The sequence below is a fragment of the Spirochaetota bacterium genome, from assembly GCA_038043445.1.
In the GTDB taxonomy this organism is placed as follows: domain Bacteria; phylum Spirochaetota; class Brachyspiria; order Brachyspirales; family JACRPF01; genus JBBTBY01.
Window position 1 is genome coordinate 1 of record JBBTBY010000044.1, and the last position, 10,857, is coordinate 10,857.

At 56.8% G+C, this 10,857-nt stretch carries 8 protein-coding genes; all 8 read right to left on the reverse strand.

Going from position 1 to position 10,857, the window contains the following annotated elements; translation table 11 throughout:
* A partial coding sequence (locus AABZ39_06690; protein ID MEK6794444.1) for a hypothetical protein occupies positions 1–1,049 on the reverse strand: 1,049 nt, incomplete at its 3' end.
* A gap of 41 nt (positions 1,050–1,090) precedes the next feature.
* Positions 1,091–1,747: a hypothetical protein gene (locus AABZ39_06695; GenBank protein ID MEK6794445.1), complete on the reverse strand. Its 657-nt coding sequence runs from the start codon at positions 1,745–1,747 to the stop codon at positions 1,091–1,093.
* Between the two features lie 112 nt (positions 1,748–1,859).
* Positions 1,860–2,204 (reverse strand): STAS domain-containing protein, encoded by a 345-nt coding sequence (locus AABZ39_06700; GenBank protein MEK6794446.1) that lies wholly within the window; start codon positions 2,202–2,204, stop codon positions 1,860–1,862.
* A gap of 49 nt (positions 2,205–2,253) precedes the next feature.
* Entirely contained in the window at positions 2,254–4,209 is a 1,956-nt protein-coding gene (locus AABZ39_06705) for a GAF domain-containing SpoIIE family protein phosphatase (protein ID MEK6794447.1), read from the reverse strand.
* A gap of 119 nt (positions 4,210–4,328) precedes the next feature.
* A complete protein-coding gene (locus AABZ39_06710; GenBank protein ID MEK6794448.1) occupies positions 4,329–7,400 on the reverse strand; it encodes a tetratricopeptide repeat protein in 3,072 nt (1,023 codons plus the stop codon).
* A 17-nt stretch (positions 7,401–7,417) separates the two neighbouring features.
* Positions 7,418–8,764, reverse strand: coding sequence for a tetratricopeptide repeat protein (locus tag AABZ39_06715; protein MEK6794449.1), 1,347 nt, complete (start codon positions 8,762–8,764; stop codon positions 7,418–7,420).
* 21 nt (positions 8,765–8,785) lie between these two features.
* The gene (locus AABZ39_06720; protein ID MEK6794450.1) at positions 8,786–9,784 is read right to left on the reverse strand and encodes a hypothetical protein; all 999 of its coding nucleotides are present in this window, start codon (positions 9,782–9,784) and stop codon (positions 8,786–8,788) included.
* 16 nt (positions 9,785–9,800) lie between these two features.
* The coding region (locus tag AABZ39_06725) for an alpha-hydroxy-acid oxidizing protein (protein ID MEK6794451.1) at positions 9,801–10,857 on the reverse strand (1,057 nt) is incomplete at its 5' end.

The window sequence follows — 10,857 nt, forward strand, 5'->3', positions numbered from 1 at the left end:
CCGCCGCCGCTCCCGGTCGCGCAGTAGACGACGCCGTTCACGCGCACCATGGACAGTATCTGTTTCTCTTCGAGCTTCGCCACGAGCGATATGACGCCGTTCTCTATCCGGTACAGCTCACCCTTGTCGCCGGTACCGATAAGAACGGATCCGTCGTCGTCGGATAGCAGCGAGAGGAGCACCGTATCGGTGAACGAGTAGAGCTTATCGAACACGCCGCTGGGATGTATCGAATAGAGGGCATTGCGCCTGGCCTTCTTCTCCCCCACACCGGTACTTTTCGTGTCCGTCGATTTCGTATCGATCTCGCGGCTTGCCGTCCCCGCAACGACGATGCCGTCCGGCAGGAGCGCTACCGTGTGTACTTCATCCTCCGGCGGCGTATAGAGCACGTGCACGGCGCCGCTCTTCGCTATCCGGTAGATCATGCCTTTGCCTTCGGTCGAGGCATAGAGATCACCGCTTTTTTTATCGTACGATAGAGCGGTCACATGCTGTTCTTTGGTAACAAGCACCTCGGTGAACGCCCCTTTCGAGAATTTATATATCTTCCCCGTGACACCGCCCGCCGCGATGTAGAGGTCATCACCGGCCGCAACGATATCCCAGAAGTAGAGATCATTCGTCCTCGGCATTGCGCTTACCTCGCCGTTCCTGCCGACGCGATAGAGCACCGCCTTCGGCGCACCCGCCGCATATACCGTTCCCGCACCGTCCACAGCGACGGCCGTTATCTCCGCATCGGGTACTTTCGCGAATTCGGAGAAGCGGTCCGCAGACTGTTCTTTTTTATACAGTACGCCGCCGTGCCCCGTGGCCGCATACACGGTGCCGCGATCATCGGCGGCAAGACGCCACACATAATCCTTGGCGATACCGGCCACCTTCCGGAGCCGCGGGGAAAGCGTCATGCCGTTGCGCTGGTCGACGGCCACACCGGATTGTTTCCCGCGGTCATAGAAATCGGAACGGACCGAGGAAAAGAACTGCGTCCGCACGGGGAACAGCAGCGCGGTAACGAAAAGCACGAGCACAAGCGTATGTTTCATGTCAGCCTCTCACGCCCATTCTACCGGATACGCGTCCATTGTCAATCGAGATCCCCCGCGCGCATTGCCGGCACATATGCCCAGCCGTAGCGTACAAGAAGCGAGGAAAGCGATTCGCCGTCGATATACACATCGCCGCAAATACCGTCGCCGTCCGGTACAGCAGGCGATACCGCTATGCTCACCGCATTACGCGTCCGCCGCGACATGAACACCATCGCCTCATCGCCCGTATTCGCCGGCACCCGTATACCATCAAGGCGGCATGTCATCGCGCCGATACACACGGCGTCCTTCGCCTTCACAAAAATATCCGATCTCGGGACGGCAATGCGTATCGAACCGCGCACTTCTTCCTGGACCAGAAGCCGTTCTCCGCTCCTCCCGCGAAGGGAAAGAAGTTCTGCCTCGTCCGCATCGTTCCGGGAGAGGATGATGCGCACTGCCGTGCCGCGAAAACCGGCCGCACGGAGCGAAGGGACATCGGTAGTATACATGATGCGCGGTGTTGCCTGCGACAGGAATTGCCGCACTGTACCGACGATCACACGCCGGCGCTCTGTACCGAAAAGCACTGCATGGGCTGCCGCCGCATCCTCCGAGAGCGCGGAGGGCGAATAAAGCCAGATGCTCTCACCGTCGACACAGTGCTCAAGCGCTATACGCCGGGTAAGCGTGTAGGGTCCGACAGGCGACACTACGCCGCGCAGGTCAAAAGCCGCACGATCAGTGCACGCATGCTCAATGCACACATGCCTGTTGCATGCGCTCGATATCAGGGATAGGGTTGCTGCGAGGAATGCCCGGACGCTAGTCCTTGAAATTACCGACAGCCTCGTCCTCGTTATTGTATATCTCAAAGAAGCTCGTAAGCTTGGTGAGCTCGAACACCTTTTTCACCGAATCATACACGTGGATGATCTTAAGCCCGCCGCCGACCTTCTTCAGGTTCGAGAGGCTCGAGATGAGCGCGCCGATGCCTGAGCTGTCGATATAGCTTACGCCTTTGAGATTTATGATTATCTTCTTTTTGCCCTTATCGATCTGGGTCTTGATATTATCCTTGATGTCAGGGGCATTGTAGAGGTCTATCTCCCCCTTTATATCAAGAATAATGACCCCCGTCCCGGCGATCTCTCTTACGTTGATTTCCATGGCTTAAGCCTCCTGCGTTCCTCGAAAGTATATCATATCCCGTGATTTTCTACAATATCTTCATGATCATTAATGTCTGGTCGTCGTGCTGCGGCGCCCCTGCGACGAAATCGGTGACATCCTTGTATATCTTCTCCGACATCTCCTTGGCCGGAAGGTCCGCATACTGGACAATGCGGTCTTTCAGCCTGTCAAGCGTATACATGTCGCGTTCGTTGTTCATCGCCTCGGTAATGCCGTCCGTATAGAGCGCCGCAATGTCGCCGGATTCAACCGAAGTGGATTTGTCCTCATATTCGGTCTGCGCCGATATGCCCACCGGAATGCCGGCGGAATCGAGCTCGTCGAATTCCTTCTTCGCCTTCCGGAAGAGAAGGAGCGGCCCATGCGCCGCATTGGAGTAGAATATCTTATGCTCGTTCTTATCATAGATGAAATTGTACATGGTGGCATATTTCTCTTCGGTCAGATCTCCCGCGATACCGGCATTGAGCCGCGCCACGGTCTGCCCCGGCATGGGTATCGTCGGCGCAATGGTCCGCCAGATGGAGCGTATCATGACCATGACGAGCGCCGCGGGAACACCCTTCCCCGCTACGTCCACCATGATGGCGCCAACCCGGCCATTGCCGAGATCGAGATAATCGTAATAGTCGCCGCCGACGCCTTTCGCAGCGTAGGAGAACGAGGCTATCTCGAAACCGCCGAAATCCGGTGCGTCCTCGGGAAGCATCTTGCTCTGAATTTCGCCTGCGATCGATATATCGCGCTCGCTCTTTTCCTTCTCGATTATCGTTTCGTACAGCTTGATGTTATTGATGGCCACGGCTGCCTGGTCGGAGAACGTCTTCATGAGCGAGAAGTCGTTGTTATTGAACGGCTTCTTGTTCTCGCGGTTCAAGATCGCGAGCACCCCGATAAGATCGCTCTTTATCATGAGCGGGACAGCGATGACAGTATGGATGTCCATGACGCCGGGCACCGTCTGCGGCACACGTTCGTCGGTCACCGCGTCGGTAAGGAACAACGGCTCCTTGGTATCGGCGACGATGCCGAGATAACTTACCCCGACCTTGATGCGGTCGCTTAACACCTTGTTCTTGATGCGGTCTTCGCGCGAACGGATGTAATCGTTCGTCGGGTACACCGGCGGGAAAAGGCCGTGCACCGCAAGGGCCTCAAGCTCACGCTCCTTGTCGTTCAGAAGGAAGAGCGCGGCACTTCGTGCGCTCGTCGCGCGCGCGGCCGATTCGGTAATAAGATTGAATATCGTCTCTTTTTCCTGATTGCTCGCGACCGCATTGCCGATCTGATAGAGCAGTTCGAGCGTTACATCGCGTTCTTTCTCGCGGAGATAGATGCTCGTCTCGAGCTTCGAGTACATGAAGTTCCTGAGCTTGATGCTGAACGGCACCATGAGCGATGCCATGATGAGCGAGGTGAGGTGATACGTGTTCTTCTCCGGCACCACCATGAAAAGGAGGAATACGAGACCGATCATGATATGCGATTCTTCCCTGGCGAGGAAAACGTCGCGCTCGGTGATGTCCTCCTCATTGATGCGAAGCGCCCGCATGGCGAGGAACAGCATGACGATATAGTGCAGCGATATGGCGAGCCGTACGACGAATTGCGGGATGTTCACTTTCGTCCCGGCAACGTTCGGATACATGAACTGTATCACTATCCCCGCGACGACAAGCCCGGCAAAAACAATGCCGTTGATGGTGAGATAGAGCCGCGACTGCGCCTTGGTGAACCGCCATTTGGCGATGGCACCCGATATGACGATGCCGACGAGCCCGATGACAAGATAATGGTTAACGCTCGCGAAGAACGTCGGTATGTAGAGCAGCCATGAAAGCTCATTGAGAATGAGCGCGAACGCTATCCACGCGGTATAAAGGAGCTGCTCGTCCCGGAAGCGGAGATAATCGAATATCAGCGTAACACCGACAACGAGCAAAACGACCTTTACGAGCGATAGAATTGCAAGATACATCATAAGGCATCCTTCCGTAGAGCGGCTCAGCCGTAACGATTGGAGAGCAGTTTAAACGAATTTCATTTTTTTGTCAACGAGCGGGCCGTTGCCGCATGCAGCCGACGCCGGACGAATTGCCGCTATTTCCCGAGATAGTACAGTTCCTTCGGTATATAGTCATCGATGATAACGTCGCGTTTCCTGCCCCGCTTCGTGACATCGGTCAGCCGCATGATATTGAGCTTTGGTATACCCACATCGCCTTCGGGGAGCTTACCGAGCACGACGACGCGCTCTTCCATCATTTCCCTGCGCGACGACTTCACAAGGTCGAAATACTGCGCCGACTGTACGAATGCGCGGAACGCCTTATCCATATTATCATCGGTATCGATGCCGCGGACGGCGCGCCGGTAATGGACGACGCCCATATTGTTGTGGAGCGACGCGAGGAAATTCACGATATGGAATTCGATGGCGCGGTCCATGGACAGTTTTCCGGTACGCTCACGCAGCCGTTCGAGCAATTCCTTCGCCTCGAGATAATATCCCTCGGCAAGGTTCTCCTTCTCTTTCATATGGAGAAGTGCATTGCCCACCGCGAAGGCGGCCACCGGGTTCCCGCGCATATGCTGATGCACGGGATACCAGCATTGATATGCGTTCTCATAACCGGCAGCATCGCCCCGATAGTAGTTGATCCATCCGAGATTGAAGTTGAGGAGATTCGGACGCTGCTGTATATCGGGGGTCTGGCGCGCCGCCATCTCGTAATGATACGCCGCCGCTTCATAGTTGTTGTTCTGGTAGAAGTAGAGCTTCGCGAGGTTCTCGTGCGCATCGGCATACGTGCCATTCACTTTCAGCGCTTCATTGAATTGTTCGATGGCCGACACATACTGCCCGCGGTTATAATTGACCTCACCGAGCATATTGTGGATGAATGCGCGTTTATTGAGCCCCTCGGTACGCGTAGGGCCGTAGAGCGACATGGCGTAATTGCTCAGTATCATTTCGGCGCGGTCGTATTCCTTGAGGCGTATCCAGTAGTCAGCGGCCGCGATGAGCGTACGTTCGTTACCGGGATATTTCCTGAGTATGTTCTCCATGAGCACGCGTGATTTCACATACTCCTTTCGGTCAAGGAGATACCGGGCCAGTTCCGGGGAAAGCTCATCGTCGATGAATTCCTCGTCAAACGCCTTGATCCGGGCAATCTGCTTCTCGACATACTTCCTATCGTCAAGACGGATATATATCTGCGCGAAACGCTTGCGCGGGAGCACGCCGTCGCCGATACGCGTCAGCATGGTGCGGTAATTATCGATGGCCGTTTCCAATCGCTCGGGCTCGCTCATGGTATCCGCCCACACGATATAGAGCATGCCGCGCCCGTCGTACGCGGCGGTCACCTTTTTCGTCTTGCTCACCGGCTCAAGCGATTTCACGTTCGTCGCCCACGTCTCCGTGGAGATGAATTCATGCTCGGCCTTGACGCTTTTCGCGACATCGCCGGACGCGATCGCCCGCTCGATACGCCGCCGGTTGTACCCCGAAAGTATGTGCTTATACAGTATTTCACCGAGCATAAACGACGCACCGCTTTTGTGCAATTCGCCGTCGCGGCGATAGTAGACACCATAGGTCAGACGCAGGTCCATGTTCTTCGGATCGAAACCGAGGCCGGTATCCAATTTTCTCTTCGCATGCTCGGTGGCGCCTTTACCGAGATAGCGCGCCGCGTAGCGGTCATACCACGGTATGTTCTTGAGGAACGGCTTGCCGAAGAAATAGCGCATCTGTGTCGCTTCTTTAAAATTCTGTTCCGCCTTCTCGTATTCCACCTTGTCGATAAGCCGCAGACCCTCTTCAATGAGCATGGTCGTCCGCCACGGTATGATGAGCGCATAGACGATGATACCCACGACCACGACACCGCCGACGACAAAGCCGATGATGCGAAGGCTCGGAAGATAGTTCTCGACGAACGCGGTAATGGCCGGGATGAAACGCGGCACTCTGACCCGCGGTCCCTCCATCCCCTCGGTCGGCATCCCGACGGGTACACCCGTGACCGCGGACGGCGCAAGTACGCCGAGCGTCGAATGGAAGAATGACGATATATCCCCTTCGTTCGAATCGACAGCGAGCATATCGAGAAGCTTCTGCATGTCCGACTCTTCGAGCTTGTCATAGAGTATGGCGTCCAGGGCGACGGACTGCAGATACGGCGATAAGCCGTTGAGGCGTTCGACGATAGCGGCCATGGCCTCATCGGTAAGCTTGATACGCGGGTACATGCGTATGCGCATCGCGGACGGCAGCTCATCGCCCGCCTCGCGCGCCGGGGTCGGAGCAGGCGCACTGACGGCACCGAGATCGAAGGTATCCGCCGCGGGTGCTCTCTTCGGCGCTTGTTCCTCGACCGTGGTCTCAAGCGGTGCGGCAATATCCGCCAATGCTCCCATATCCACCGCATCCGTCGCTGCCGCAGGCGTTTCATCTTCCGCTGCAGCCATCACGGCATCGAGCGCGGTATCCGCTGTCGTATCGGGGATGGTCACATCGGGAGCAATATCTATCGGCGTCTCATCCGCGGCCTCTGCCGCCGGCGCCGCGATGTCCGGCTCGCTCGGAGCGGTCTCTTCCGCGGGTGCGCCGCCCAAGAGCGCTGCCAATGCATCATCCGTCGATGTCTCCGCATCGGCTGCCGGGGCTTCTTCCACCGGGGGTACATCGGCTGGCTTTTCTTCCGCGGTATCACCCGCGCCGCCGAGCGACGCGAGCACATCATCGACAGTGTCCGTTACCGGAGCGTCCGCTTCGGGTACAGCCTCGGTTCCCGTATCGGAAATTCCCGTAGTATCAAGCCCGCCAAGCAGGTCATCGAGTGACGGCTCCGTCGCTGCGGGTACAGCCTTCTCCGAACCAAGCCCCGCGAGGGGATCCGCCGGAGCTGCCGCTGCCGGCGCTGCTGTCGCTCCTGCCAGTGCTCCAGCCGAGGCACCCGCCGTCCCGCCGGTATCGCGCGACATGAGCTCATCGATCGAGGGAATGACGTTCTTCGACGAGAATATCGTCGAAAGAATGTCATCGGTAAAGATATCCTTATAGCTTTTATAGTCCTCTTTCGATATACGATCAGGAAGCGGTTTTTCGCCGAGGAGATGAAGAACGGCGCCGATGCTGTCGATGTCCTCTTTTCGCGGCATTTCCTTTTAATGCTCCGTCATAGTGTCAGTTTCCCGGTAACGATCTGTTCGAATTTGTCAGTTTCCATCAGCTCGATCGGTGCCGGGAGCGAATTGCGCACGTTCTGTCCGAACCCGCCCAGACTTATGAAAAAACTGTTATGCCCTTTGCGGTCCTTGCTATAGGTATTGAAGCGGTCGATATCATCCGCGCTCATGGGCATGAGCGATGTGTCGAGCGCAAAACAGCTCTTATAGGCCTGCGCGCCCCCGCCGATCTTCTTCATCGTTGAGAAATAGACCAGCGACTTCGTCACGATGACGCTCTCGATGATGGCATACCCGCTCTTCGAGAGCGCCTTATAGAGCACATCGTCGACGTACTTGCCGATATCGGCCTCCGCCGCGTCACGGAGCACCGCATGCGACAGCACTTTCGAGTACGATGCGATGCGGTCATCCACGTCGAGCATGGTCACTTTCGTATTTCGTATGACGCGAAGCTGCTCAAGGCTTTCATGGAAACGCTTCGTTTTCGCAAGCATGTCGGAGAACACATAGCGGGAATAGAGCGTCTCCTCATCGGTGTTCGTGTTGAGCGTGAGCGACTCGGAAAAGAAGCGGTACGCGCTCTCGGCATCGCCCTCCTCGATCGCTATGCGACCGAGGAACATGCCCGCTTCCATTTTCGATTCCGATATATTGAGCACCGCGAGAAGGTCGTGCTTCGCCTCGGCATATTTCTTCATCTGGAACTCGGTCTTCCCCCTGAGGAGTATCGCCTTGTGGTTCTCCGAATCGCTCATGATGCACTGCTCGGTATACGCGAGCGACATATCGTAGAATTTCTGATCGTAGTTGATCATCGCGAGCATATAGATGGTCTCATTATTGGTCCGATCGATGCTGTACGCACGGTCAAGCGCCGCCTTTGCACGCTCGCTGTCCCCCTGCTCATAGTAGTACCCGCCTATCTTCGTGAGCGCCTCGAGGTTCTGCGGATCAAGCTTCAACACCTCTTCGTACTCCTCGGCCGCCTTCTTGTTCTTCCCGGTGCGTTCATAGATGACAGCGAGCATGCGGTGCACATCGAGCGCCGGCACTTCGGGGGTGAACGTCCCGCCGGAGACGATCTCGTTCAGATGGAGGAGCGACATGACGAACTGCGACTGCTGGAAGTACACCCGCGCGAGCATCCACTGCACGGGCAGCAGCTTTTTCTGGACGGCGGTGAACCCGTTGATGACGTTCAGTATCGTCTCGAACTCGCCGCGCTTGAACGACTGCTCGAGCCGCGTGAGCTTGCGCGGGAAGTAGAGACTGTCCCACACATAGCGTATGATCAGGATCACGCTGATGGCCAGTATGACGATTAACGCTTCCATCCGCGTTACCCGCCCTGTCGATTATTGATAATTGACGACGATGGCATTATTGTGCTCTGCATCGGTTAATGCGTCGATGGTCCTGAGCAGGAGTACGTCCCGAAGCTCGGATGCGCTCTCGCTGTGCGGCGTCCGTGCGAAATCGAAACCGGCCGCACCGAACACCACGCGCACATCCGTCTCGGCATTGCGGTACACGAAGCGGTGCGCAGCAACGAGCTTTTCAAAACGGGCGAGCGCCTTATAGGCACTGTCGCTGTCGGCGAACACGACGGAAATGATGCTCCCCTTCTGCACAAGGCACTGGTTCTCACCGGTGCGCGCATGCCTGCGTATGAGATCGATGAGCTGTTTCTCAAGGGCATCATATCCGTCCGAGGAATAACGCTCGATGAGCGCAAGCTGGTTGGCGATGCGTACGCCCATGATGCCGAGCGGGCGTTTTATCCGTCTGCTCACGGCGAGGAGGTCCTCAAGCTCGCGGAGGAACAGTTCATAATCCGGCACGCGCTCACGGGCGGCGAATTCGGTATCGAGCAGGTACGCGTTCTTGTTCTCGACCATGAAAATGGAAAGGAGCGTCGAATAGAGCCAGAAGAACGAACGGCGAACGACGATGACCGCAGCAGCACAGACCGCCGCCGCGGCAGCCGAATAGATGATGCCGGAAACGACGCGCAGATAGAGCCCGTTGCCGATGCCGGCAAGTATGCAGGCAAGGACGGTGATAAGAAAGAGCCAAAGGTATATCGTCCGGCCCATCCATCGTTCGCGGCCGCTCGCCAGCTCGCGCAGCGAAAGCAATGACGCCGGGATGAACAGAACGCCCCAGAGGAGCGCGTAGCGGACATTCGCATCAAGATCTCCCTTAAGCGCCGTGACGAACGAGAGGAGGCTGTCGCTCCCGCTCGCACGTACAAGCGATACGGCCAGCAGAAAGACCGCAAGGGATATCACAAAGCCGCTGACCGCACCGAGCGTCACCGCGATGATGCAATGTCGTACCGTACCTTTTTTCATACCATACCTTCAGGTTTTAGAGGCGTCCGATCGTTTCCCGCGTAATGTCCTTAAGCGCGCCGACACCGCTCAGTATCATTGCACGCATCAATTCCTCACGCAGCCGGGATGCGGCGAATTGCACCCCGCGCGCGCCCCCCCCGTATGCAGCTATGGCAAATGGACGCCCTACACCTATAATATCGGAAGACAATGCCATTCCTTTTAGCACATCTGCCCCGGTGCGGAACCCGCCGTCAACGATGATCTTGGCCCTGCTTTTGACAGCGGCGGCTATATCGGGGAGCACATCCACGGTCGCCGGCGAGCTTTCAAGGACACGCCCGCCGTGATTCGATATATATATCCCTTTTGCCCCTGCTTTTACCGCTATTTTCGCATCCTGTACGCTCATAACGCCCTTGACGATAAGCGGAAGCTCGGTGGATGCGGCTATCTCGGCAAGCTCCTCTTCCGTCTTGGTCACTATCTCTTCCTTGTTCGACCCGAGCGCAAGAAATGATCCGGCATCGATATCGATGGCCACTGCGATGCAGCCGGCATCCTCGGCACCGCGTATCTTCCTGATTATCTCGCTCTGCGTCCGAACAGGCTTCAGCATCGGGATGCCGTAGCCGCCGAATTTCTTTATCGCCTTAAGTCCTATGCGATATGAATCGGTATCGCCGTTCTCGCCCAGCATGGCGATGATGCCCGCCTCGCGAGCACCCTCGACGAGCGCTTCGGCGAGATCCGCCTCGGTCATACCGCCGCCGAGATTGACATCGGTGCCGAATATCGGAGCGCAGATGATCGGCGCCTCAAGATGATACGCGAACAGGCCGGTATTGGTATTCGGCTCCTTGATGCCGTGTATGAGCGAGGTGTTTATCGTGTATGATTTCACCGCTTTCACATTACGGACGAACGCATCCCCCGTGCCGATGCCGCCGATGCCCGGCACCTCGCCGCGGCACGCCTCCCCGTCGCATTCCCTGCAGCAGCGGCAGCTCCCGGCGAATTTCTCCCGCGCAATGCGCTTGAGCTGGAGCATGTTCACCGTATCCTGCGTGGTAAGCTTTATCTTCATCGCA

Bases quoted from the DNA above. Each gene is read 5' to 3' on its own strand.
- AABZ39_06720 (MEK6794450.1), bottom strand. From the start codon at position 9,784: ATGAAAAAAGGTACGGTACGACATTGCATCATCGCGGTGACGCTCGGT.
- AABZ39_06715 (MEK6794449.1), bottom strand. From the start codon at position 8,764: ATGGAAGCGTTAATCGTCATACTGGCCATCAGCGTGATCCTGATCATA.
- AABZ39_06700 (MEK6794446.1), bottom strand. From the start codon at position 2,204: ATGGAAATCAACGTAAGAGAGATCGCCGGGACGGGGGTCATTATTCTT.
- AABZ39_06705 (MEK6794447.1), bottom strand. From the start codon at position 4,209: ATGATGTATCTTGCAATTCTATCGCTCGTAAAGGTCGTTTTGCTCGTT.
- AABZ39_06710 (MEK6794448.1), bottom strand. From the start codon at position 7,400: ATGCCGCGAAAAGAGGACATCGACAGCATCGGCGCCGTTCTTCATCTC.